General features: G+C 51.8%; 16 protein-coding genes and 2 pseudogenes. 13 read left to right on the plus strand and 5 right to left on the minus strand.

Going from position 1 to position 22818, the window contains the following annotated elements; translation table 11 throughout:
- The first annotated feature begins 168 nt into the window (after positions 1–168).
- Together FX984_RS01875 and FX984_RS01880 are read left to right on the plus strand one after the other, a co-directional pair.
- Positions 169–1920, plus strand: a complete 1752-nt coding sequence (locus tag FX984_RS01875; RefSeq protein WP_146476388.1) for a hypothetical protein — start codon at positions 169–171, stop codon at positions 1918–1920.
- Positions 1917–3638 (plus strand): chemotaxis protein, encoded by a 1722-nt coding sequence (locus FX984_RS01880; RefSeq protein WP_146476387.1) that lies wholly within the window; start codon positions 1917–1919, stop codon positions 3636–3638. The genes FX984_RS01875 and FX984_RS01880 overlap by 4 nt, the downstream gene beginning before the upstream one ends.
- 63 nt (positions 3639–3701) lie before the next feature.
- Here FX984_RS01880 and FX984_RS01885 read toward each other — a convergent pair.
- A pseudogene (locus FX984_RS01885) lies at positions 3702–3869 on the minus strand (FAD-dependent oxidoreductase); the annotation flags it as partial.
- Positions 3870–4095: 226 nt separating this feature from the next.
- On the opposite strand from FX984_RS01885, the gene FX984_RS01890 reads away from it, so the two are divergent.
- The 4 genes from FX984_RS01890 (at position 4096) to FX984_RS32620 (ending at position 7544) form a co-directional block, all read left to right on the plus strand.
- The gene (locus FX984_RS01890) at positions 4096–4716 is read left to right on the plus strand and encodes a hypothetical protein (RefSeq protein WP_146476386.1); all 621 of its coding nucleotides are present in this window, start codon (positions 4096–4098) and stop codon (positions 4714–4716) included.
- The gene (locus FX984_RS01895; RefSeq protein WP_146476385.1) at positions 4716–6623 is read left to right on the plus strand and encodes a caspase family protein; all 1908 of its coding nucleotides are present in this window, start codon (positions 4716–4718) and stop codon (positions 6621–6623) included. The genes FX984_RS01890 and FX984_RS01895 overlap by 1 nt, the downstream gene beginning before the upstream one ends.
- Before the next feature lie 282 nt (positions 6624–6905).
- A complete protein-coding gene (locus tag FX984_RS01900) occupies positions 6906–7196 on the plus strand; it encodes an HAD family hydrolase (RefSeq protein ID WP_146476384.1) in 291 nt (96 codons plus the stop codon).
- A 204-nt stretch (positions 7197–7400) separates the two neighbouring features.
- The gene (locus FX984_RS32620) at positions 7401–7544 is read left to right on the plus strand and encodes a hypothetical protein (protein ID WP_186511846.1); all 144 of its coding nucleotides are present in this window, start codon (positions 7401–7403) and stop codon (positions 7542–7544) included.
- Between the two features lie 212 nt (positions 7545–7756).
- Here FX984_RS32620 and FX984_RS01905 read toward each other — a convergent pair whose 3' ends face one another.
- From FX984_RS01905 to FX984_RS01925, 4 genes and pseudogenes are all read right to left on the minus strand, one after another.
- Positions 7757–8914: a UvrD-helicase domain-containing protein gene (locus FX984_RS01905; protein WP_146476383.1), complete on the minus strand. Its 1158-nt coding sequence runs from the start codon at positions 8912–8914 to the stop codon at positions 7757–7759.
- The gene (locus tag FX984_RS01910; RefSeq protein WP_146476496.1) at positions 8907–10568 is read right to left on the minus strand and encodes an ATP-dependent nuclease; all 1662 of its coding nucleotides are present in this window, start codon (positions 10566–10568) and stop codon (positions 8907–8909) included. Before FX984_RS01910 ends, FX984_RS01905 begins: the two co-directional genes overlap by 8 nt.
- Before the next feature lie 997 nt (positions 10569–11565).
- Positions 11566–12339, minus strand: a complete 774-nt coding sequence (locus tag FX984_RS01920) for a hypothetical protein (protein ID WP_223841585.1) — start codon at positions 12337–12339, stop codon at positions 11566–11568.
- 62 nt (positions 12340–12401) lie between these two features.
- Positions 12402–13367 (minus strand): annotated as a pseudogene (locus FX984_RS01925) (tyrosine-type recombinase/integrase); the annotation flags it as partial.
- Between the two features lie 1177 nt (positions 13368–14544).
- Here FX984_RS01925 and FX984_RS01930 point away from each other — a divergent pair.
- The 7 genes from FX984_RS01930 (at position 14545) to FX984_RS01960 (ending at position 22424) form a co-directional block, all read left to right on the plus strand.
- Positions 14545–16353 carry a Mu transposase C-terminal domain-containing protein gene (locus FX984_RS01930; RefSeq protein WP_186511844.1) on the plus strand — a complete coding sequence of 603 codons (1809 nt, stop codon included), beginning with the start codon at positions 14545–14547 and terminating at the stop codon, positions 16351–16353.
- The gene (locus FX984_RS01935; RefSeq protein ID WP_146476380.1) at positions 16350–17261 is read left to right on the plus strand and encodes a TniB family NTP-binding protein; all 912 of its coding nucleotides are present in this window, start codon (positions 16350–16352) and stop codon (positions 17259–17261) included. The genes FX984_RS01930 and FX984_RS01935 overlap by 4 nt, the downstream gene beginning before the upstream one ends.
- A 37-nt stretch (positions 17262–17298) precedes the next feature.
- Positions 17299–17955: a hypothetical protein gene (locus FX984_RS01940; RefSeq protein ID WP_146476379.1), complete on the plus strand. Its 657-nt coding sequence runs from the start codon at positions 17299–17301 to the stop codon at positions 17953–17955.
- 409 nt (positions 17956–18364) lie between these two features.
- Complete coding sequence (locus FX984_RS01945; RefSeq protein WP_154905225.1) at positions 18365–18934, plus strand: hypothetical protein; 570 nt, start codon at positions 18365–18367, stop codon at positions 18932–18934.
- 25 nt (positions 18935–18959) lie between these two features.
- Positions 18960–19370, plus strand: coding sequence for a hypothetical protein (locus tag FX984_RS01950; protein ID WP_146476377.1), 411 nt, complete (start codon positions 18960–18962; stop codon positions 19368–19370).
- 560 nt (positions 19371–19930) lie between these two features.
- Positions 19931–20983 (plus strand): hypothetical protein, encoded by a 1053-nt coding sequence (locus FX984_RS01955; protein ID WP_146476376.1) that lies wholly within the window; start codon positions 19931–19933, stop codon positions 20981–20983.
- Positions 20952–22424, plus strand: a complete 1473-nt coding sequence (locus FX984_RS01960; protein ID WP_146476375.1) for a hypothetical protein — start codon at positions 20952–20954, stop codon at positions 22422–22424. Before FX984_RS01955 ends, FX984_RS01960 begins: the two co-directional genes overlap by 32 nt.
- Positions 22425–22818 lie beyond the last annotated feature (394 nt).

The following is a 22818-nucleotide window of genomic DNA, read 5'->3' on the forward strand; positions in this document are numbered from 1 at the left end:
TGATGAGCAGTGACCTGCCTAACATTCACTCCTATCGTCAGGCCTGATCGTGAAATCGAGGGGCGAAGGATGAAAGTGGTGATTGAATTGAGAGATGCTGTCCCTCAAGAGGACTGAATGTGCCGTACCAGGAGAGTCCACTGATGCCGATCTATCTGGAGTTGGCCAATGACCGTACCCACTCAAGCTGACATCGTTGCCCAGTACGTAGCTGGCCAGCTGGCTGAGAGCATTTTTACCTCCCAATTTGGTTGCAAATTCTCTGAGTACGACGCCTTGTCACAGGCGCTTGTCGAGGCTCATCGAAGCCGCATGATCGATGTTCACAAAACGCTATGCACCTCGATTCCTCCAGAGTTGGCCGATCACGAGGTGCGGAGAGGCAGGCAGATTTGCGAGGAGGTTTTGCCCCAGCTCGACGCGAGCGCGGCCCGGTTGCTCTCAACGCTCAGCGCGCTGTACGGTACGGATTCATCAATCCCTTACGCGGCTACCGACGTACTGACTCGATGGTGCAAGAACGTACCTAGCAGAGCGTTGGAGTTGCTGGAATACAGCGTCGGCTTTCCAGAGCATGTTCTTTTCCATGCGCTTACCGTTTCCATCCAAACCGGACTGAAAGCGGATTACCACCATTTCGCTGAGGCCGCAATCAACCTTGTGCGCGAGGGGAGTGCACTGCAAAAGATCGCCGCGATTCAGGCACTTACTCATGCCCAGCCATCAACGGAGCCTGGTTGGAAAATCCTTTTTCAGGTGGCTAGAGACGCAGCTGTTAGACCTGCCTTAGACGAGCTTCGCGCTGCGATATTCCGTACCTCAGTCTCATGGGTCGCTTTCGTTTGTGAAGAGCAGAGGGAGGAGCTGACCCAACTGCTGCTTGAGATGAGCCGAGATCCAGAGCCACTCATCGCTCATCAGATTGCCTATGCGCTTGCATTCAGCCACCAGCACCTTTCGATGCACACCAAACGGCAACTGCTCGATGGTATTTCCCATCTGGAATTGAGCTCCAGTACGTTCAATCTGCTCGACATTGCGTTGCAGAATTCCTTGCAGTTGGGCGACGTCAGTCATGTGCAAGAGTTCGTTACCGAGCGGCTGTCGAGATCCGGGTGCGCTTTTGGTCATTTCAATATGGTCTTCCACGAGCTCTCCAAATCCACAAGTGGAGCCCTAGAGTTATGGCTGGTAAGTTGGTTAAGACGCGGAGACGCTGAGCTGCTCAAAGGCTTCGATCAATGGATATTTCCCGGGACGGAAGACCATCACTTCACGATCGATTTCACGCCCTATGGCATTAGGGATGTTGAGTATGGATTCATTGCCAAAAAAGCGATCCTGACGTTTTTTATCAAGCCAATTGCAGCGGTTACGGTGATTGTGTCATTGCTAAGGCACGCCCCATTGTCGGTGGTGCAAGAGCTAGAAGATCTGCTGTTTGATCCCATGCTCATCAACTACCCAAATCTGGCGAAAGAGACTCTCCATTCGATAGCCAATGATCCAGCGGATCCGGTAGCCACGAGGCTCTCTGGCCTACTGCAGAGAATCGAGACCTACACGGAGGGCGCTCGTAGTATTGGTCTTCTACCCGAAATGCGTCCATCTGAACGCGAGCAATTGATAGCGTGGCAACATCAAACCGATGCAATGGAAACCGCTGCAGAGGCGGTGAAAGACGAATCGTCGCTTGAGAGACTGTTCGCCCAGCGTGTGCTGCTATACGGCGCCGGTATGGCCTCTTGGACGTTGAGTCACCCGAACCCGTCAAATCCAGGGGAGGGCGTCCCAAAGCGATATGAGGCGCCGCTGACCGAGTTTTATCACCCTATGGAGCTCCCTCGCGAAGAGATACTGAACCCAGTCGGCATACACCACACTTTGATGCATTTTCATTTTGAGCGCCCTGATCCATGAAGCTCGTATTTCGACAGTATTTGGCGTCCCTGCGAGAGCGAAATGAACTGGATGTTGTGCTTCCTGACCTGCTCAGTGAGCTTGGCTACAACGTGATTTCTCGGCCTGGCCGAGGGACTCGACAGCACGGCGTGGATGTTATGGCGGTCGGCTTCGAGAAGGGGGAAGAAAAGGTCTACCTGTTTTCCGTTAAACAGGGCGATCTCGATCGTGCGGAATGGGATACTGGCGAACAAGGCCTGAGAGCGTCACTGAACGAAATACTGGAGATTTACATCCCGTCCCGTCTGGAGAGCCAGTACCAAACGCATAAGGTGGTCATCTGCCTTTGTTTTGGGGGCGAGATCAAAGAGGCCGTCAGAGACAACGTCAAGGGCTTTACCGACCGCAACTCGACCGAGCGGATATCATTCCAAGTTTGGAACGGGGATTTCCTGGCTGCGCTTCTCAGTGATGGGGTTTTGAAGCAGCAACTGGTCAAGAGAGAGCTGCGTACCAGCTTCCAAAAGGCAGTCGCCATGCTGGACGAGCCCGAAATCGCCAACAGGTATTTCAAGAACCTGGTAGAAGGCCTCAGAGAAGAGAACAGCGGCACAGCTCGCGGACGCTTGTCGTCGCTCAGACAGATGTGTATCTGCCTGTGGGTACTCTATGTATGGGCTCGTGATGCGAACAATCTGGAGGCGCCATACAAGGCTTGTGAGAATACGATTCTTCAAGCATGGCATCTGATCAGCCAGGATTTGACCGGCAACAGCAAGTTGGCAAAGGAAGCGCGAACGACACTCGAAGAACTCTTCAAATTGTATGGAGTAATTTGGGAAGATTTTTACGGGGAAAAGCTGCTTCCACACATCGCACATCGCGACGCAGTGGCGGCCTCTGTGGATGCGAGGTCTTCGGTGGACGTGAACCGAAAGCTCTTCGAGACAATGGGCCGAATAGCCCTTCGAGGCTTATGGATTATGTGGTCAGCGAACCCTAGGGACGATGTACCCAAGGTCAGTCGTTTTAGAGCTCCGAAGGGAGCGCTTGCTATCGCTAATGCTCTGAGGGCGTTGATTTCAAATAACCCGGCGCTGCTCACGCCGATCGCGGACGATCAATCGATTGACGTAGGGATCACGCTCCTCTTTCTCTCGATAGTGCAACCTTGGCAGCCGACAGCGATCGGCTATAGCGAAAATATCTTGAGCGCCTTCATCTTCACTTACCAGGCGCACGACAGGTATCCATCGATCCATGGCAGCTACCGGGAACTGGTGCGGCACCCTGCTGAGCGCACGGATGACTACCGGAAAGATCACACGAAAGGGTCAACCCTGATCCCGTTGGCAGCGCTATGGGCTTCTGCGGGTGGTGCGTCTGAGCGCACAAAGGTTTTTGCAAAGTTCGCAGAGGAAAAGCTGAAGCACTGTACTCATCAGATGTGGGTCGCTGGGAGCGATAGCGAATCCAAGGTCTACCTCGGCGAGAGCCGACATGGGCTAGGCCTGATCGATATCCCGGTGACCCAGGATGGTCATGCCGCTGTTGGGGCGCTGGAGCACGAATGTAGGCACGATGAGCACTTTAGAAATCTTTCTGCCATCAAGCTGCTTCATTGGCCGATCCTCGTACTTGCTTGCAGACACCACAGGTTGCCGCTACCGCCGCACCTGTGGCTACCAGCACTGAAGGAGGTCAGGCATGAGCACCACAACAAAGGGGGGTCATGAGGAAGACAGAGCAGGCAGCGGTGGTGCTGCCTGCAACGATGAGGTCAGGTTAACTGGTTACCTAAGCGAGCCTGCAGCCACCTCGTGGAACAGCGGCTTCCAGATGTGGGTCAGGTTGGCGTCCACCAGGGTGATACGTGCCTGTCCCCTGTGACCTAACCGATTTCCCAAGCGAGTCGCGAGCTCCAAACCGCCAGCGCCGCCTCCCACGATTACGATATGTTGAGTCATGATCTGCACCTAGATTTAACGATGGGCTTAGCATGCAGGACTGGGGCGCGCTGCTGAATCAGTGATCCCGCAAGGGGCACTTCGGTAATTACGAAGTCTGCTCGGGCGTCGGGGTAGGGGCAGTGTGTGAGATGCAATACAATGGTTAAACCGCGCAGCAGGAGCCTCAAGCTCCTTCTGAAACGTGCCCCTTAAAAGCCCTGCTGAATCAGTCTGGAGTGTGACTATGAGGGATAAATCCCATCCTTTCCCGTTCGATGCGCAGGCGGAACTGGTCATGAAGGCGTTCATGCAAGTCACGGGGGAAAAGCTCAGCAGGGCCCAACGAGAGGTGGGTGGGGGTGATGACGTCCAGCGATTCAATCATGGTGGGTCTTGGCAGTCGCATAACAGTTACGACCCCGATCGCGTCGACCAGATGCAGACGATCGCGCACCAGACTAGGCTGCGTTTCGAGGACATCCTCGAAGGTCGGCTCGACGTGATTGAGCGCACGGTCGATGAGATATCCAACAGCATGGCCGACAGCTTTGCCAAAGCGTTTTACCAAATGCTCTCCGACACCTGTGAGGAGCACGGTAATGTCGTCGATGCCTCGGCGGGTAGCTTGGCCGAACAGATGCTCAAGGCAATCGAGCAAGTCGAATACTCGGTCGATCGGGATGGCCAGGTGTCGCTTCCAGAGTTTCGCATGCACCCCAGCGTCGCAAAGCGTCTTCATTCCGATCCCTCGCTGCAAGACCCCGCATTGCTAGCGAGAATCGAAGAAGTCAAAAAGCTCAAGACTGCGAAGGCGTTGGCAGCGGAAGCCGCGCGAAAAGCTAAATTTCGTACTAGGGAGCAGTGATGGCCGCCAAGGTATTGTTGTGCATCGGTTGTGACGACTATCAATCTCCCTCGCTCCAACAGTTATCTGGAGCCGAGCGGGATGCGCTTTCGATTCAGACTGCCCTGTCGACAGGGCGATTGAGTCTGATCCAGCCAGAAGACGCGTACTTGCTGAACTCTCCGATCAGGAGTCAGTTAGAAGCGACACTGCTTGAGATACAGGACAGGTATCAGGAAATCGAGAGCTTCACGCTGTTTTTTGCTGGACACGGCGGAGTGGCAAACGACAGTTATTTTCTATGCCTCACGGACACCCGCCTTGATCGTCTGTCCACAACGGGTTTCGCTCTGAGCCGGCTTTTCGAGTATTTCAACGAGCTCAAAGCAGCGCATTGCAACGTCATTATCGACGCTTGTCAGGCTGGGGGCATGGTGTCGAGCCTCGGTATCCTGCTCAAGCCGGAAGTGGTCGGTAAGGCCAAGACATTCGGCGTCTCATTTTTTGTATCGTCGGCGGCAGATCAATACGCCCGCGAGACCAGCGAGGGCGGGTACGGAACACTCGCGCTGCTCAAAGTATTAAGAGGAGAGATCGACACCGGATCACGCGGCGCCATGCTTGATTTGCTGGACATTGGCCGACCTGCCGCCCACTACGTGTCAGAGCAGAGCAGTAGGGAACAGATGCCTTCAGTGTGGGGCGTCAATCTCTACGGCCACATGCCTCTGTATCGCAATCCTCATGCTTCAGAAAATCCAACGTCCTCATTGTTGGGTATTACCGGCATCTCGCCTGAATCCCCGGCGGGAGAGGCGATCAGCAGCCATTCAGCCGAACTGTATAAGCTGATGTTTGCACCGGAATATGAACTCACCCCTGAAAAGCTTTTCCCTGTGCTGTCCAGCTTCGTTGATCGCCTGGTAGATATACCCAACGCAGTTGGGGCGTTCATAGGCGGCATCTGGCAATCATTGGAGAAAGGAACGGGTCGGCACACAAACAGCTTTTCTCGCGTGGAACTGAGCGCCACATGCGCTGCTCTGCTACTTCAATCGTCCCAAAAAGACAGCGCCTCGCGCGATTGTATAAAGGGTCTCGCCTACGAGATCGTTTCAGAGGTCGAGTGCCTGCTATGGGAAATCGCAACTGGGCTTCGAGAGAACCCGTACTCGTTGTGCCGGCATGGTATTCCCGACCTGTTCTACCTCCCACAGCGGATCTCGCGGATATTGGGTTGGGCGGGGACTGCCATGCACCTAGCTTGTGAACTCGGACTTAATGATGCGAATCTCAAAGAAGCGCTGGAGCAGATCAGTAGCCCTCTGATTGAGCATTACGCCAGTGCTTGCGCAGGTATGAGCGAAGATGAGGCTCCGTACTGGCTGGCATTCCTCACAGCGATCAAGACTGATGAGCTCAACGGCCTTGGCGAACTGGTCGTCAGCACCTTGATCAACGCCCTGGTTGAGCATAAGGGGCGGCTTGCGCAGCGATCGCTGTCGGCAGAGGACGTGTTCGGCTATCTCAAGGCGCGCGCCGACAAAGATCCTGTTGAGTTAAAGCGCTTGAGCAGCTCGCCCTCAGAGACCTTGGCTCTCGTCTTGCTCATCAGTCGCCGTCACTCCCTTGAAGAAGAGCTGGATTACAACCTGGCAAGTCTTGATCACGCCCACCTCAACATATTTCTCCCGCAGAATTACCTGGAATTCAGCCAGCCAGTCGTTCGCAACGGTATCAATCACGTATTCCAGATTGGGCAAAAGGTGTGGACTGTGGCCGATGTGGCTCAGCGCTGGGATGAGGTGTGCAAGCCGCAGATCCTCCAGGATGCCTCTCTTCAAAATCCCGCGACGCGAATCGGTGCGCTCTGCGCATCCCTGATTTTCCCGGATCGAGTACCCTGGTTTCTACTCAGTGACCAATGACTTCGAGACTTTGAGGGCCCTTAGGCCTGGGATCGTTCAGGGGTAGCACTAACCATCCGCTCAAACCCCGAGATCCGGCCGTACGATGCTTCGTATGGCGTAAAGCTTCGCGCAAGCGTGAGCTGAAACTGTCGCTTCTGACTGGTCTGCGCGAGAGCGAGGGTCGGACTGTGTTTAGTCGCTCGTGAAGGCTCAATGATGGTCGGTCGTTGCCTCCAGCGGATGTTCTGGAAACTCCGGCGGGAGTATTAAGCTTGGCGCTTGGGCTTGTTTGGAGGCTAAATGACGATTAAAGCAGTGATTCTGGATGCGTTCGGGCCCATCCTTTCCAGCACGGCAGTGGCACCGCCTTATCGCCAGTTGTTCAAAGAGGGTCATCGCCAAGGGCGGCGTCCTAAATCAAATGATGCCCGGGCTGTGATGACGCTTGATTGCGGTATTGAAGGCGCAGCCGAGCATTTGGGTATTGATCTTTCTCAAGCTCGTCTGACCGAAATCCAGGCGCTCTTGGAGGCTGATCTTGCCAGCATAACTCCCTTTCCAGATGCGATCGCCGGCATTGAATTGCTCTAGAAACATAACGTAGCCATCGCTGTGTGCTCGGACCTCGCTCACCCATACGGCGAAGTGGTAAGCCGCCTGTTTCCGTACCTTGACGTTTACGCATACAGCTATCAGCTCGCCATGCTCAAACCTGAGCCCCAGATGTATCGGTGGGTATGTGATCAACTGGGCGTGGCGCCAGGCTGTGAATTCGGAACCGGGGACTCAGTGCATATGATCGGCGACTCGATTCGATGTGATCGTGATGGCCCACGTGCTGTGGGCATCATGGGGCATCACCTTGATCGCAAAGGAGGCGTGCGGATTACGGATCTGTCGCAATTCGCCAAGCTGATTGCCGATGCCAACCGCCATTGACTACCAGGGGCTCCCGATCTAAGCGGTACCTGGGGGCGCATGATCTGTGACGCGCTGAAGCCAGGTAGTCGATCTTATGAAGCAACCGTGTAGGGTGACCAGCTTGGCAAGGAGCGCGCCGACCAGAAGCTCCACGACATTTTCCCGCTTATCGTTTCGCTTCGGGTCAACGTCCATCTGCCAATCCTGCGGTCAAGAACAGATGTTCCCAGTCAAGCCATGGCCTTCGTCCAGAGAGGAAAGCGCAGCCCGTCCGCTTGATTGTCTGGCACGATAAAGCCAAGGCTATACCTTGCACGCGTGATGGCCACATAAAGCTTATTCTGGGCCGTTTCCGCCTTCTTGGGGAAGGGCTTCGCACCGCTCAATACGAAGTCGATTTGGCTGTCCGTGGGAAGGATCAGTGTACGATCAAAACCTAAGCCCTTGCTGGCTCCGAAGTTATAGCATCGGGCATAAGAAGGAATGAAGCTTCTTCCCGACGTCACGCTCCATCTCAGCACCATAGGGTCGTACCTTGTAACGTAATCGGTGACATCCGACTGCTTGACGATGAAAGCTCCCAGGTGGTGTATGAACGCTGGCGGGACATCAACAACAGCCGACTTGGTTGCCTTGTAGGCTCCCTTGTGCACTTCATCAGCGATATCGCAGATGGATTGCAGGCTTCGCCAATTTAGGACGAGGGCTTCCTCGGTAAAGCCCATGGCTTTGAATGCAGCAATTTTTTCGTCCGATGTCTGAGGTGCTTTATGACCGAACGTGGTCTCGTAGACTGTCTGACGAAAATCTCCGACGCAGGTGATTGGAGATTTCATGGCCTTGTTGAGGCCCTTCAACACGTCGTAATCCCATCCAACCAAATCCTGAACCTCGTCGAAGTAGACCTGGCTGTAGATTTCCCCGAGACGAAGTGCGGCAGCATGCTTGGTAGTTTTCATCAACCTAGCGGATAATTTCGCGAGAAACCCTGTGTGCGCCTTGGTGTGGCACTGCGTTAGGAAGTGGTTTGGATTGAAACTCTTGTCATCCAGCTGTTCTTTCCTGCCAGGCAAGGTAAACTTCGTCTTCGGCTTTAGATGAGGATTGCTGGCATTGAAAAAGAATGCCTCGATCCGTTTTTGATAATAGGCCTGTTGATAGGGCCTTATCATGTCTTCGAGGTAGAAAGTAAACAGTCCCTTCACCACGAATCGACTGCTGTGTTGGCCAAATTCAGTCAGGAACCGATGCCGCAGCTCTTGCTGATTACTGGTCGTGTAGGTGACCACTAGCACCTTCCCGCCGCGTCTGATCTCAGCGATTGCTTCGGTGATGATTTTATGGGTTTTGCCCGACCCCGCACCCGCCATGCACAGTACGTTAGGCAAAGTGAAGCACCTCATCCAAGAAAGTGGGGTATTTGAACGCCTCTATTGTTTCGAACAGCCTTATTGCAGAGTCGACCTTCTTTTTACCCTTGCCATCGCCGTCTGCGCTTTTGAACCACTTAATGATAAATTCCAACTTGGCGGCAAACGTAGGCTCGGCTTTCAGTAGGTTAAACGTCTGGGGAGAAAGTACGATTTTTGCAAATGCCAGTAATTCCTTCTCTGACGTGGAATTGACCGAAATCATGGCAGGCTCCAACGAGAACTCCTCATCAACCTTGGATGAGATCAGTTGGATGTTAGGATGCTTTTCATAGTCCTTACGCGCCGCGACGACGTTCTTCTCATAGTCACCATCGTTGTCACGCAAAACATTTACCCTTGTACCAATTTCCTTCCCGATTTCGATGAACGTTTTGAAGCCCACGCCGCGCACCACGATGATGTCGATGCCATCCTGCTCAGGTAGGCGGTCATGGTTCTTGTGTTTATAGATACGTTTGAGTACCAATTCATCAGATGGGCCTTCTACCAGCACTACCTTCTTGGAGAGGGCTACGCGTAAAGTATCGTAACCGGGGAGGCGTTTGAGCGTCTTGACGACATCCTTATCCAGAAGATGAAGGCGTTTGTACGAATCATGGAGCAGGCAAATCTTGTCGATGCTGAGTTTGTTAAGCACGTAGGAACTGTGGGTGGTCAAAAACAGTTGCTTGCCATCGCGCTGATCCTCAATATCCTGGACGAGTCGGCTCAACTCCACGTGCGACAGGTGATTCTCAGGCTCCTCCATCATCACCAGATCGATGTCTTTCGATTTATTGTGGAGGGCCAGTTTTATCTGCACCTTGCTCTGTTCGCCTTTACCAATCATGTGGAAAGGCACGGTATCCACTTCGAGCTGCAGTCCATTTTGGAGGGCGCCCGACGGCATGGTGTTCGCCGCGATCGTGAGCGTCTTGTCCGTGATCTTGTTGTCGGAGTCCAGATCTTTGTTAACCGTCTTTACTTCATCGGTTTCATTAAATTTTTGGAGGGTTTCACGATAGTTGAGGGTCAGTCGGTATTCTTCGTCCTTCTTAAGGGCGGTGCTCAGGACATTGGAAATGTACTGATTCTTCCCGAAGGTTGGATGGATACGCGTTGGATCAATGTAGAGCGCCCTGAACTGTTTGCTCATTGGCTTGATGACGTTCCAGGCGAAGTCCATCCACTCAAGCTTGTAAAACTCTACCGGGATGCTGGTCATCGGGGCGCCAGCGGCCATGTAGTCACTATAGGCGTCCGTAAAATCCGGGTCGAAGCTTGCAACGACCTGCACGCCCTGTGCATCTTTGTGTAGGCTGTTGTTGGTGCCTCGGTAATCAGGCACACCTTTCATATAAGCCTCGATTACGAGGACGGGTAGGTCGGCTGGCGTCTTCGGTGAGTTCAGAAAGGCCGCGACGACATCACTGTTAAACAGGTCAGGAGAAAATTCGTTGGCGAATGGTCGGCTGCGGTACTGGAAGTTTAAGACAATCTCCATGGCCTCCAAGATTGTGCTCTTTCCAGCGTTGTTGTCTCCGACAAAAATATTGACGTCATCATTGAAGTCAAACGTCTGATCTTTGAATTTTTTGAAATTTACGAGACGAAGCGATTCCACAAGCACTTTTTCAATTCCTTCTGAGTTGACGCCGGCAAAGTGGCGTAAGGCCATTCCTGCAGGAACGCTAACCCGAGGTTCGGAACTTGTCCAGTGCATGGGCGGAGGTAGCAGGGCTTGCGTGGTTCTGTCCGAAAAAAGCTGCTCCCCTGATTAACTGAATGAGCCCAACCTTCATCCAATTGATGCGCTGCCGCTTCACTATTGAATCGCCCTGCGTTTTGTAGATACCTCGCTTCCCTAAACTGAGGCCGAGTACGAGGAGCCCTGAGCAAGCCGTGTCTGGTTGAAAACACAACAGCGATAAAAGGGTGAATACGAGGGAACGTCTTATGAGAGTTCAGAGCAATACAGCAGAAAGGCAAAAGCCCGGTCGTTACCGGGCTTTGCAGATCCCTCAAGGGGAGGTAAAGCTGAAGTGCCTCAAGGGCTACAAGCCAAACTCTACGAGCGGTTGGCGCTCATGTCAACGCTCTGCGTCTGGGACAAACGTGTACCGTAATGTGCAGTCGTCAGAGCTGACGCAGTCCTGTCTAGCAATGTGGGCAGATTACCATGCCGTAATCTGTAGTCGATACGAAGACTACTCAGCCTGATTATCGGGTGTTTCTCAACGGTGCCATTACTGACTCTACGTCCAAACCGTTCATAAGGCAGTTGTGTGCTATTACTGACAGAGCCTCGAAAAGCTTGTCTCGCTGTATTGCCAACGCAGCGTTCTCCGCTTGAAGACTTGCAATACGCTCTTCGAGACTCCTGCGCCGGCGGGCACCATCCGGATCCCTCCCGCTTTCCCTCATTTGAACAACACGAGCGGCCTCAATTCTGTCTCCACGGTCACCTCCTAGCGTAGCTCGGCTTGTCAGGCCCAGCCGGCGCTGCACCTCCGGTCGGGAAATGGGAGCGAGCTCCACTCCAGAGCTAATCATCTGGGCGAGGAGAGCGTCTATTGCTTCGTCAAGAGTGCCACCCCTCAATGTCTGTCGTCGCGCCATAATTGCCCCTAGTCATCTGAAACCGAACTGTGTCGTTTGTCCGAGTCCGCAACCGTCATTGGACGCCCATTTGGAAACACGCGTTGCACACCTGCATTGGTGTCGCGTGCTAGGACCGATTTTAGATTATTGAGTTTGTCCTCTTGGTCCGCCAGCCATACATCGCTGCCTGCCTCTCCGGCGCCGGCATCGCGCATGATAGTAATTGCGGCCGTAAGATTTTCGGCTTGTTTCTCAAGGTTCGTCCGTTCCGATGGAGTGCCCATCAGATGGAGATGCGAGCAGCCATTCCAGCACTGAAGATGCTTAGGGCAGGGCGCTTGGGAGAAGTCGTGAATGCAACCTCCAAAGGGTGTCACGTGCAGCGCCGTTGCGTGTACCGTAAGGAATGCGTCTGCCGTGATCGTGCCTTTATCTGACAGCAGCGCATGGTAACTGTCGGTCAAAGCGCCCTGAATGCGCTTATCTCTTATGCCCGCATGTAGAAAGTCGATACGCTCGTGATGGCTATTGAAAGCCAAAAACTCTTGATGGGTAGCAGCGTCTTCTTCAATGCTTGTGTGTTGGTAATAGACATTCTGGTCGAGCCGTTTCCGCCCCAGGGCAAGCGCTTGTTGAACATTGCTCATGCCAGTCAGATGATAAATAGTATTTCGCCAGTGCCGCGGTTGATGACTAGTCAGCTTAATCGGTGTCCCATCAGCTTCCAATAATGAACGGCGCGAGAATATGGACGAGAATTGCGGATCCGCGCCGAGTGCCCGGTTGATGTCGGTCAGCATGACCCGTCGCGGTATGGCACGGAACACATTGGACTCTCTCCCACCTAAACGAAATTGTCCGTAGACAACGCGCGGATCGACAGCGGGCGGCCACGATCCGAGATGAACAAGTAGCGATACAGCAATTTCATCGGTTTGCCGTCACGCAAAGGGCGCCGGTCGCTCTGGATATAGCGCTCGTAGACCTCATACAGCTGTGCGGAGATACCCACGGTCCGCCCATGTGTTTTGAGCGCAGGCTCTTCAACGCGCGGATCGCGGGGATCATGTTCTCGATCATTGATGCTGACATAGGCGTGCTGAGACCCTTTGTTGATATCCGTGGAGTAGAGCTTCAGAAGCTCTCCGCGACGGATGCCGGTCTCCAAGAGCAATTCGATCATTAGCCAATTACGCAGCTGCAAACGTTCCGGGAACGGATTCTCCACAGCGCCAGGGCGAATCAGTGTGCGAACGATCTGTAGTTGCGTATCTGTCAGGCTGCGGTAACGAGTGCGATCGGGACGTGCATTGATGATATGGCTCTCAAAGCGCCGCTCAATGACGTCGGCAACATCGGCAAATACCACGTTGATGTCAGCCTGTGTGGCTGAATTCTGACGGGCGCGCGGGATGTAACGGGTGACGCACCAAGACAGGTATTTCTTCAGCAGGCGCATGTACTGATCACGTGTTCGTGAACTGATCTGCTGAAAAAGTACAGTGCCAGCTTTGCCGATTCGGGCGACCAGGTTGTCGGCTTGACGGCCGCTTTGGAGCCAGATGGCGTAGCCGTCCAGTAACGCCAGAATCGACTCAAAGTGGCAGGCCAAGATCGCCTCATCGATATCCAGATCTCGGCTTTTGGCATAGGCGTAGAAAGCCTGGATAGCGCGCAGGTGCGCCGCAGCCGTGTTGTAAGCGCGGTGCCTGAGTTTGAGTTGGACGTAGATGAACGGAATGAGTATGGGCAACGGCGTCGCATCACCAGCTTGTACAAGCAGCGGTAGTCGTTGACCTGAAGAGAACCTGCACTGAATCAGTTTCATCGACAGCCACCTCATTCAAGGAATCGTCATGAACACTATGGACATGGCCCGTTGAGAGAGTAGACGTCAAATACGAATTGGTCGATGTGAGCTTTATCAGTTAAGTGGAAAATCATATCCCTATGATCTGGTTGAGGTTTTTGCAGGGACGAAGACGTAGACCGGAAGAATGAATTCTTTTTTCCGCTCAAAGGCTGCAGCGCGTCTTTTTTCCGGTCAATGGCTTCACCACGAGTCTGCAAGGCCCCACAGTGAATGCGCGTCATCGACTGGTTTCGCTCACACCTCCACAACCCTTCCATCGCTGCTGTAAGCGGGGCTTCAGCACGTATCAAACTCGTCTTCTTGGCTGGCAAACACGCATCCCAAGCTTTAGTGGTAGATATGCGTATGCAGATGACCGTCTTTTGGAAGCTCGTCTTCACGGTCTGAATCTGATGAAGAGTTTTTTCGACCTCGAAGGTAAAACTGTCATCCTCTGAGAGCGCCGAAACAAGGCCCTACAGTAGTTAAGAAACTAAGATTCTTGCTTTCTGAGTTTATGAGTCCCTACTAGCTAGTGAGGTGCCAACGGCACGCCAGATAGGAAACCTTAATAAATGGCTCTAGAAGGCTAAATCGCTTCAGTCAATTCAATTCGACCATTGAAATCGTGCAAATATGCTTGGCACGAGCTCAGCTACTGTGCGTCAAGGCACCCGCAGAGTCTATTTCTTTGACGTTGGCAGGTAGAAATGTTTGTAAGCTTATAGCGAGTTCTAGCTCACTCGAAAATCCGAATTAGTTGTTTATTGGTGATTTTCAATTTATGCATAAATAGTCAGGCGTAGTGTAACTTATTGATTTTCAAGTGGTAAGGTTTTGCTGCGAAACTCAGCGGATATTTTCACGGCTTGAAGCAATATATTAGATATTCGAAGTGTCAACTTTCTGACTGGTGGCGGTATTAAAAATTAGTTGATGTGCTCGACATGGTGAGCTAGCGTGTTGCCAATGCGAAGTCACTAGGCCTCCTTTGAGAAAGCAATCAATGATCTCAGTGATTACTTAGAGTCTTGGCAGTTAAAGAGAGCAAGTGAATTAATCTGGCATCAGCTATGAGGCATCTATGAATTAATAAGGGCTACTCACATAACTTGCTGCCAAAATCTTCATGTCTCTAGTATGGTGAATGTTAATGGCGAAGGACTCTGGCACCTCAATTACAATTCACACATCACGACCAGTTAGGGCCAAGGTTCCTCCTTTAAGGATTCCAAGGCCTTGGAAGCCCGCCAATCCAACTGTGATGCGTGAGGCTGTGCCATATCAATCATTGAATGTAAGTGACGCTGAGCTGCGGCTCGCCCGGAAACGGGATGCCATTTTTCAGCAGCTAAAACAAAACATGATTGATCAGCCCAAGGCGATGGAACTTCTCGAACTTAAAAAGAGCCAGTTTTACAAGCTGTACAATAAATTCCTAGCGTCCGAAAGCTATCTTGAGCTGGCAAGGAAGAAGCGAGGAACCAAACCCGGACGCGAAACACTTACGGAAGGGCAGCGCGCCGCCTTGGAAATGGCGTATCAAGAATACTATCGAGGGCCGAGCGCGTCCTCGGCGAAGGTTTGGAAGGAATCGCAAGGTTTATGTCCTGACAATGAACGTACCCCCAGTAAGTATCAAGCTAGAAGGTTTGTGGCGGCTAAGCCGGAGAAAGAGAAGTACTATCGTAAACATGGCAAGGAAAAAGGTGATAACAAGTATCTTATTAAGTCTGGGAAAAAGGTTATGGAGCGGGTGCTTCAGCAAGTGCAAATGGATCACACCTCCGTAGATATTCTGCTTGTGGATGAATTTGATCCGAGCGTAATAGTTGGGCGTCCCTGGCTGACAATTTTAATGTGTTCCTTAACAAGGGTCATACTCGGACTGTATTTAAGCCTGCAGGCGCCTGGGTTGAGAACAGTTGCAAATGCTTTGAGTTTCGCAATTCTTGATAAGACGAAATCTTTGGGGCTATACGCTCCTGGCATTAATTCTTATCCCTTTCACGGCATCCCCTTTCAGATTTACACAGATAATGCTGCGGAGTTCACAAGTCCTCGCTTCATTGCAACATGCAAGCGCTGGGGGATGGACTGGGATCATCGCCCTGTTGACAAGAAATGGTACGGAGGACTGATAGAAAGAGTGATTGGCACCTTCATGACCTCGGTGCATTTTTTACCGGGCACCACTGGAAGTAATGTGATTCAGCGGCAGGGGCTAACTCCTGAGCACGATGCAAAATATAATGTAATTGAGTGCGCAAAGTTTTTACTGGACGAGGCAATACTTTATAACGGAACTGTTCGTCAGGAGCTCGGATGCACGCCACGTCAAGCGTGGGATCACTATGACTCTCTGGGACTGCTGGATCGAGATAGGGTCATCCGCCCTGAGGATCATGATCGTTTTCTGATTGATTTTCTCTCGCCTTCTTATGGTCACGTCATCCATCCCTACGGAATTAACTTTGCGGGAAGAAGATATGGTCGATACGAGCTTGAGCCCTACATTGGATATCGAGACGTTGAGATTAGGTATCAGCCATATGATCTCGGGTCGATATGGGTATTGATTGAAGGGCAGTTTGTGCATGTCGCGTGTAGTTTTACACGCGATAGGCTCTCTAACAACTGGGAGTCCTACAGCAATCACCGAGGGCTGTCTCGCGCTCGCCTTGTTGGCCACAACGCTCCAAGTGGAATGCTCGACGATGAGTATGCACTCGAAGCCCAAGAGCGCCAGCGACTCTTGGCGCAACAGGTAAAAGCTAAACCAAAACAGGCTCTGCCACTGCCTGATGACGCCGGTGCTAAAGACGTCACCGCGCAAGGAGAGCGGCTGCCTAACCCTCCTGCACCTCAGCCTGTAATCGGTACGCCACGTGTCATCACTAACAGCGGAGGTGTCGCAAATACCTTCGAGCCAAAAATCATTGTAGATAGGTTCAAGCTATGAATTCTCATCCTACTTTTGACTATTCCCACGTTCTGGAGGCGCATCGCCACAAGCTTGAGTTACCTGTGGAGGAGCGAATTAAGATTTGCAGACATGATTTTTGGATCGATAACCCGAAGTTTGCGCCAGTGTTTGAGTGTCTAAGTCACATGCTTTACACGGCTCACCAAATTCAGGCGTCTTGCATTTTTATTTATGGGAATGGGGGGGATGGCAAAACAGCCGCTTGGCATCACCTGAAATATCTCAGCTCCAATTCCGATAAAAAAATGGTCTTTATCGAATTAACTGAGAATACAAGTCGCTTTAAGCTGCATGATCGGCTTTGTCAGGCATTCGGAATTGATATTAGTCGCCGAAGTACTGCCGACAAAGAGGAGCTTATTTTAAAATATATCGCTGAGAATGGAATACGCGCAATCGTTATTGATGAGCTGAATGATGCGCTGCTGCAGCCTTACGCTCAAAAGCGGACGCTCCTTTCCTTAATGCGTAATCTTGCCGGTACGTTGAAGCTGTGTGTGATCGCGTTTGGGAATACTGAAGCATGCAGTATTCTCACGCTTGATCGAATCATAGACAGGCGCTTTGTGCAATATTATGTGAAGGACTGGGAAATGGGACAGGATTTCGTAGATTTTCTCGCGACCTATGAAGCGCATTTGCCCTTAAAAATAAAATCTAATATTTCATGTCCGGAGATCAACGCGCTGATCCTTTCTGAGTCGTACGGCATCATGGATAACGTTGTTAAAATCATGAAGTGCTTGGCAATGGAGGCAATCGATTCCGGCGCTGAGCGGATTAGTGTAGGGCAATTCCCCCGCCTTCGTGAAACCGCAATGAGATTTGGCTTCAATCTACACACTCCTAAGACTAAACGTGAAGATGTCCATGCAAAAGCATAAAATGACCCGGTGCCAGCAAGCCGTATATGAAACTATCATGAATAGTTTCGTTTCTGCTGACCCAGTGATTACTATTGTCAATGCATATCCAGGGGCGGGGCTTTCTACTTTGATGGAGAATATCTTGAGGGCCCATAGTAAATGTATTTTAAATTTGGCGGCGCGCCCCGCACTCACCGGCATGAATTTGCTGGAGACCTTCTACTATGAGCTTGGGTTGGGGGCAGAAGGAATATACCATGGTGCTCCCATCCCTTCATATGTCACCGAACTGGTTAGCATTCAGTCTATATCGGTGATTGCAATTGATGATCTCGACGATTTTGCTCTCACTGTTTCGATGAAAAAAACAACTGTTAGTCATTTGAGCAAAATGGCCGTGGCGCTACCTAGCATTAGCTTCTTGATGTCGCAAAGCCCGTTAAGGGGAAAGGCCGAATGTGTTATTCACCAGCGCGAAATTACAGGTAGTCAAAATCGTACTGAGAGCATTTTGCAAAGTTTCGAATGTAAGCAGCAATACATGGACTATTTCGAGGATTTCGTCGAGGATACTGGATTGAGTGCTGTTACGAACTCAGTGCTGTCCGATCTCTATGCGAGGACAGAGGGTAATCTCGCATCTACAATTTTGAATTTATGCCATCCGCTTTTAAGGGCGCAATGGTTCGTCGGGTCTTCTAAAGATGAGTAACCCTAATGAGCCGCTACCAAATGAGCTTTTTTCGTCTTGGTTACATCGGCAGGGCGCCATTCCAAGGATCGGAAAGCTCGCACTGAGGGAGGTAACAGATGTTTATCAGCGCTGTATGCAAGAGGGAGACTTCGATCCCGATTTTGATCCGGGGAGCGAGTTCACACGAACTTGCCTTGAACGCATCGAAATGTCACAGGTCGACTTCCAATGTTTTGATACGACGAGTTCGTGGCTGATACCTCGATACTACCGAGGAGCCTTCTGCTACCAATGTTTTTGTGAACACATCACGAATTTTCGGCTGCCAACAATGCTAACGGAGTGGTGTTACGTTTATCACACGGTTTGCCCTCATCACTCAGCTCCCATACTCGATACTCCTGGGAGATATAACTACAAACTCAACATGGCTTTAAAGCTGTTTGGTCATTATCACTCCAATCCGAATATTGTTTCAAAGGAACCGTTAGGGTTGGAGTCAGGAGTACTGTCAGCGTTGCTGGCAATACAGTCTCTGATGTCGAAATTGGAGCCAAACTTCCAGGCAGGAGGAAATTTCCATCAGTGGCGGCTGATACAATTAATTATCCGAGTGTTGCTCTATCCAAGGCACGGAGTAATAACTTCTCTGTTTCCCAAGCAGCCGGTTAGCACTGACTCTCAACAGTTCAGGTATAATCTCAATCTCGGGCCTTTAATCAGCCAGGTGATTCGTAGGCGGCTTGCTGTGCTCCTCACAGGTCTGCTCTTAGATTATGTCGACCATGCAGATCGATCTGCAGCTGAGCGGTATTTGGGGTCTTATGATCAGCGCCACCACTTCTTTGACAATATGTATGGGCTGGGAAGGGCAGCAAATATCTTTACTCCTGAACGAGGACGGCAGCTCCTAAGCCAGTTATTGGAGCTCGCGAAAGATATTGAGAGCCCTTATCTGAGGGACTTCGTCGCAGGATTTGGTGGCGGGCGTGGATAGCAAACGATCGGAGGGGGAGTTGAAAATGCATTTTGTAATCCAAGTCAAATTCTCCTTGGCAGTGACAATGACTGAGGAAGGCGAGTTTTTTGGCGAGCAAGCAAAGGTCGGAATGCTTGTCTCATTGCCGTCACGGAGGATCATAACGTGGTTCCACGTAGCGAAGTGTCCGGCAGTATTGCCCAGCATGATTTTCCCTGGACTGCTGGCGTCCGGCCTGAAAAAGACGACAGGGTTTAACTCCAAAAAAAAATCTGAAACCCAGAAGCACGAGGATGTGGTAGACGCCTTCCTGGATATTTTTTACGACTTTCCGGTTGCAGCATATGGCAGTCGCTCTACCGTGCGTGAGATCCCGAAACGTAATTTTGATTCGTTAATGCGTAGAGCGGTTGCACGTTACAACCGGCAGGTCGAAAGCTTACTCAGCGAATGACTGCAGTGAACACATCATCTTGCGAAACGGCGACTTCGCTATCCGATTGGGATCTGCGTTGACATTGTAAGTTGTTTTATAGAAATCCTTTTAAATTCAGTTGTATAGATTAATTTTTACTTCCCACTAAACCCTTCAAAAACGTGTCAACGTTGACATTTTCGGTAGTCAGAAGGTCAGATTTTCCCCGACGAACGGTACGTGCTGAGATAGTTTTTTGTAAGCGCAGAAGCTCAGACGCCTCAGCTCAATCATTTTCACGTAGCCTCAGTTGCTCCTGAAGTTGAGCTCCTGGAAGGCGTCCGCATTTCTCTCCGCCTGCTTGCCCCTCAGCTTGTTCATTCCCCATCTAGGCAGGGAGTGACACGCAATTCATGATACTGGCTGCTTGCCAGCCTTTACGTATATGCTCCGATCACTGCATCTCTACCAATCCTGCGTTTTCGGGGATGGAGTCGGCCTCTGCAAGGCTGCAACGGATGCGGCACTGCCGCCTCTATATCTGCTGAGGCGAGCCACTTCTCCTACCGTATAGGAGGGAGCTACGAAATGGAGACTGCATGAGTTTTTTTTCGGACGAAGAAATAGATTCCCTCAAGATCGCCCGCATGATCCTGCACGTGGTGGGTACCAAGAACTTCGAGGCACTGCCGGAGCGCGCCTTGGAGGAGGAAGCATTCTTTATCGGTAAAGTTGTGGATATGGCTGCTGCGCCAGTGTTCATGTTCAAGGCTGTCTCCACGACGCGGAATGAAATTGAGGCGATTGCAACCGGGGCCACGCCGTTTGTCATAGGTGCTCAGAGCCTGGCTGCTAGCTTCAATCGGGCGCATGTCGTCGGTAGTGCTGACGGGGTTTTGTTGATGTTCGAGCTGTCGGTCAAAGACCCCAGTGTGAAGATCTATAGCTTGATCAAGTACGACTATAAGCTGGCCCTGGAGCAAAACGATGGAGCTCCAGGCAATAAGCTGCGCCGAATCGTGAACGCCTTGGTAGACGAAAAGAAAGCTATCCAGAAGACGGCGCTCGTCCGTGTGGTTAATGGTGTTGCAGACAAGAATGTTTCGGCCACTGATCGTACGAAGCATGGCGTAGATCTGGCAGATTACTTCACCGACTTTCTGTCGGTGACTAGGGATGTCTCCGACACGGAGTTGAGCGAGCTTACCCGTAAAGTGCTCAAAGGGGCGCTCCAAGCCTGTATCGAACACCTTCCTGGCAAAAATGTGGCCAAGGCCCTGAAGAAAGCACAAGCGAACCTCGGCACTCGTACTCTGATCGATGAAGATGCGATCGTGGAGGCAGTTATGCTGGCTGCTGGTCACCCAGAAGATGACAAGGTAGCTGGTCGCCTTGAGAAAGAGACTCGCACGCGCATTAAAAAAAGCAAGTTGCATGAGCTCAGCTTCAAGCCCGATCGTAAGATCCTCCGGCAGCCCTACATGCGCAGGATTGTTACGACCGAAGGCGTCACCATCCTGTTCCCCGACAGGGCGGAGAACCCGAACGTAAAGGTGGTGGAGCTGGAAGGGGGAAAGGTGCAAATCATCGTGGATACAGACAGAGTCACGGAGGACAGCGTTGTCACACCAAAAGCTGGCCAACCTACTTAACGACCTATCGCGCGAAGGTCAGGCGCTGATCACTGAGGGAAATGCAACCCTCATCGTGTCTAACCTGTCTGCTGATGCTGCTAGGTCAATCGTTCAAGTAGCCTCTGCCGCTTGGTCGGTCACCACGTATGACAGCGCCGGTGGCGAAACCGAGGTTGAGGAGGGGGATGAGGCTTTCGGGCCGTTTCGCGCTGAGCTCTTGAAACCGCTTCCGGAGGAGCATGATCAGACTGCGGTTTTGTACGTGGCCACAGAGGCGGGATTCAGAGCTTTCCTCGAAAAGGGTCATTCGGCATCACGATGGCACGTCCTTGGCCTGCTGGAATCCTTCAACACCCGTGCTCGAGCGTATGCCGACTGGGGTGTTGAAGTGCTCTACGTGGAGTCTCAAGCAACGAAGTCGCCCCGGCTTTTGGTGAAAGAGTCAGCCGACGTCCGCACCGTGCCCGAGGATGTTCGCCACTGGTTGCTCGCTGATGGCCATGAGCTCGATGAAGCTGATCCGTTGCATATTGTCTGGGCAGCTCAGGCCTTTGACGCCCTAAGCCGGTGTTTCGCGAACGAGATTGATGCGACCGGGAGCAAGCTCAGTTTCAGAGGGCCACCTAAGCTAAACCTCACACTCCCGAAAGCGATCAATGACGCCCCGCAGATCACGCTGAACGACTTCAAGGTCGTACAGGATGCTGCGGTTTGGGTGTACGAAAATGCGCGTGAAGCCGAAGTGAAGCATATCCTGCTGTCTGCTGAGATTGCTCGATCGGGTAGGGCGGATGGAGAGGCGCTTCAGTATTTCAGAGAGAACCTTGCTGCTGCGCTGGATTGCGGCAAGATTGCTTATCAGATGGCGGTCTCTGAGATCACCAAGGACACCCTCAAATCTTTAGGAGACCTCCGCAAGGCCGTCACTGAAGAAACTTCCAAAGCGACAGATGCGACCCGTCAGGCGATCGCAGCGATTTCGACAGCGCTGACTGTGGGCTTGGGCTTGATCGCTGCGCGACTAACTCTCCAGATCAACCCATACCTTATTTCACTCGTGATGGCGGTTGCATTCGGCTACACGACGCTGAACGTGATGTCGGGTCGTAAATTCATAAACATTCAGCGGCAGTTACGCCAGGACTGGCAATCGAAACTGTATCGTTTCCTCTCGGAATCCGAATACAAAAAGATGGTCGGCGATCCTATTGAACAGGCCGAGAGCTTCTTTTACAGGATCAGTTGCCAAGGTCTCCTGATGCTCGGGGCTGCAGCGATAGGTATTGCAGTCTTTGCCTTCCTTTACGCCCCGCCTCCATTGGCATCACCGGTAGCAACTGTGGCGCCCCATATTTCAGCACCCGTACCTGCAAACCCGCCAGCAATAATTAGCGAGCCGATATCCCAGCCTAAGCTAATGCCAGAACATTCAGCTCCGACGAATCCAACTGAAAAATAAGGAGCCACTATTCGAACGTTGGCCGAGAGGTTTTTGCTGTGGCCACAGTGAAAAGCGAGGCGTGAGTGATGGAGTGGCGAGGTTTCTGGTGCGATAGGTTTTGCGAGGTTTTCTGGTTTTCTTGAAATTGACACACCCTTTTTGTTCAGATCGATATCGCGTCCGCACATCGGGATGAACCTTCTCTAGTTTTTATTTTTGCGACAATAGGCCAGCCAGAGTGCATCGCTTTGGATAACGGAGTTTGTTAAGTCCGGGAGCACGTGCGGAAGGATTGGGGTGACCAATGTGAAGTTTGAGCATGATAGAGACGCTACTGGGCCAACAGCTCAGCCACTTCAGTTCTGCTGGCAGTATGCTACCGTTGGCTTCTCTCACGGATGGCGAGGACTTA

It is taken from the genome of Pseudomonas marginalis, from assembly GCF_008692035.1.
GTDB lineage: Bacteria > Pseudomonadota > Gammaproteobacteria > Pseudomonadales > Pseudomonadaceae > Aquipseudomonas > Aquipseudomonas marginalis.

Coding starts and splice junctions, on each gene's coding strand:
- FX984_RS01950 (WP_146476377.1), top strand. CDS start 18,960: ATGCATTTTGTAATCCAAGTCAAATTCTCCTTGGCAGTGACAATGACT.
- FX984_RS01900 (WP_146476384.1), top strand. CDS start 6,906: ATGACGATTAAAGCAGTGATTCTGGATGCGTTCGGGCCCATCCTTTCC.
- FX984_RS01935 (WP_146476380.1), top strand. CDS start 16,350: ATGAATTCTCATCCTACTTTTGACTATTCCCACGTTCTGGAGGCGCAT.
- FX984_RS01875 (WP_146476388.1), top strand. CDS start 169: ATGACCGTACCCACTCAAGCTGACATCGTTGCCCAGTACGTAGCTGGC.
- FX984_RS01895 (WP_146476385.1), top strand. CDS start 4,716: ATGGCCGCCAAGGTATTGTTGTGCATCGGTTGTGACGACTATCAATCT.
- FX984_RS32620 (WP_186511846.1), top strand. CDS start 7,401: ATGATCGGCGACTCGATTCGATGTGATCGTGATGGCCCACGTGCTGTG.
- FX984_RS01940 (WP_146476379.1), top strand. CDS start 17,299: ATGAATAGTTTCGTTTCTGCTGACCCAGTGATTACTATTGTCAATGCA.
- FX984_RS01955 (WP_146476376.1), top strand. CDS start 19,931: ATGAGTTTTTTTTCGGACGAAGAAATAGATTCCCTCAAGATCGCCCGC.
- FX984_RS01920 (WP_223841585.1), bottom strand. CDS start 12,339: ATGCTGACCGACATCAACCGGGCACTCGGCGCGGATCCGCAATTCTCG.
- FX984_RS01930 (WP_186511844.1), top strand. CDS start 14,545: ATGGCGAAGGACTCTGGCACCTCAATTACAATTCACACATCACGACCA.
- FX984_RS01945 (WP_154905225.1), top strand. CDS start 18,365: ATGGCTTTAAAGCTGTTTGGTCATTATCACTCCAATCCGAATATTGTT.
- FX984_RS01890 (WP_146476386.1), top strand. CDS start 4,096: ATGAGGGATAAATCCCATCCTTTCCCGTTCGATGCGCAGGCGGAACTG.
- FX984_RS01880 (WP_146476387.1), top strand. CDS start 1,917: ATGAAGCTCGTATTTCGACAGTATTTGGCGTCCCTGCGAGAGCGAAAT.